1 protein-coding gene is annotated in these 1318 nt (G+C 63.4%); it reads right to left on the bottom strand.

Going from position 1 to position 1318, the window contains the following annotated elements; genetic code table 11:
• Positions 1-52: 52 nt before the first annotated feature.
• Positions 53-1243, bottom strand: a complete 1191-nt coding sequence (locus tag B7K20_RS00010) for an IS481 family transposase (protein ID WP_084099467.1) — start codon at positions 1241-1243, stop codon at positions 53-55.
• Positions 1244-1318 lie beyond the last annotated feature (75 nt).

Raw genomic sequence — 1318 nt, 5'->3', positions numbered from 1 at the left:
CCGCTCCTTTGTGATGTCTCGAGACATCGTTTACAGATGTCTCAGGACATGGTTAACACCTGGCCCCTCCTTCGGGAGGGGCTTTGGTGTTTTTGGGCTGGTAGTCCCGGGTTTCGTCGAGGGTGTGTTCGGCGATGATTTCGCCGGTGTCGGGGCGGACGATCATGGTGTGTCGTCCGGCGATTAGGAGCACGATGCGTGCGGTGGCGTGGGCTCTTCCGATGGCGAGGTGGCGTAGTTTCCCGGCCCAGCGGATGGACACTTTGCCGGAGGCGTCGACGATGTCGTGGCGTACTCGCCAGTGCTTGTCGAGCACCTTGATGGTGGGCTCGGCTTTCGGCGTCGCGGCATAGACGTCGGCTGGTGTGCGTCGACCAAGTGAGCGGTGCGGGCGAGTGTTGTAGCCGCCTCGGAACACCTCGAGGATGGCGTTGAGCTCGTCGATGGTGTCCGCTTCGTGCTGCTCGAGCCAGCGCTTGAGGGTTTGGTGGAAGCGTTCGATCTTGCCTTGGGTTTGCGGGTGGCCGGGATGGCCGTTCTTTTGGACGATGCCGAGGGCTTCGATGACGTGTTCGAAGTGGTTCGGGCCGCCTTTGCCCGCAGCGAAGCGGGTGGTGTAGATCAGGCCGTTGTCGGTCAGGGTTGAGGCGGGTAGCCCGTGGATGCGGGCTGTTTCCAGGAATGTTTCGGTCACGATGGGTGCGGTGACGACCTTGTGCGCGGAGATGTGCAGCAGGAACCGCGAGTGGTCGTCCATCCACGAGATGATCTCCACGGCCGTGCCGTCCGCCAGGTGCCAGTGCGTCATGTCGGACTGCCATGTCTCGTTCGGCACGGCCGCTTCGAACCGTATCCATGACGAACGGGGCCGTTTCCTGGGTTGCGCGATGACCCTGTCAGCGGCGACCACGATGCGGTGCACGGTTGCCCTCGACGGAGGTGTCACGCCTTGGACGATGAGACGGTCCCTGATGGAGTCGGCGCCCGCGTCCCACCCGTCCGCGACGAGCGAGTCGCGCATCGCGATCACCGTCTGTCGCAGCTCATCAGGTATCGCCGATGGCGACGAGCGTGGAGCACGCGAGCGTGGCTCGAGCGCGTCAAGCCCGCCGGCCCGATAGCGCGCGAGGAGTCGATGGACCCACTGGCGTGTGACGCCGAAGCGTCGTGCCGCTTCCGATATCGACAGGCCACCCTCGATGACCGCCACCACGATGACCCGATTCTTGTCCGCGCTCGCCATGACCCATCCTGGCGAGAACCCACCTGTAAACGATGTCTCGAGACATACGTAAACGATGTCCTGAGATCAGACACC

Source organism: Demequina sp. NBRC 110051 (assembly GCF_002090055.1).
Classification (GTDB): domain Bacteria; phylum Actinomycetota; class Actinomycetes; order Actinomycetales; family Demequinaceae; genus Demequina.
The sequence above is the reverse complement of the archived record's forward strand: the minus strand, read 5'-3'. Positions and strand labels throughout refer to the sequence as shown.